This is a genomic window from Mesorhizobium sp. M8A.F.Ca.ET.161.01.1.1 (genome assembly GCF_004792105.1).
Taxonomy (GTDB): domain Bacteria; phylum Pseudomonadota; class Alphaproteobacteria; order Rhizobiales; family Rhizobiaceae; genus Mesorhizobium.
Genome location: NZ_SRTD01000511.1, coordinates 1 through 279, shown reverse-complemented (window position 1 = coordinate 279; position 279 = coordinate 1). Strand labels below are relative to the sequence as shown.

The window sequence follows — 279 nt, the reverse complement described above, 5'->3', positions numbered from 1 at the left end:
GCCGGATCGGGTTTGGCGCCGGCATGGACGGCGAGTGTGTTGAAACCGGGCGTACGGGTCACGGAAACCTCCCTCAAAGAACTTTCTGAAATTCGCCGGGCATTCTTGGCGAAGCCCGGCCCCGAAAGCAAAGAAGAAAATACCTTTCGGCGCAGTACATTCGGTCGGGCGCTGGGAAAAAGCGGCGTTTGCCGGAATTTTTTTCCGCCCATGCGTTTCGTCTATTTCTGACGGACGCCGAAGCTCTGGAAACCCTGGCGCATCAGCGGCTTCTTCGAC

Annotated in this window: 1 protein-coding gene; it reads left to right on the top strand. The window is 57.7% G+C overall.

What is annotated here, in order from left to right:
• Positions 1 to 231 (top strand): hypothetical protein (locus EN804_RS36790; RefSeq protein ID WP_210237409.1); only part of this gene is annotated, 231 nt, incomplete at its 5' end.
• Positions 232 to 279: the final 48 nt, after the last annotated feature.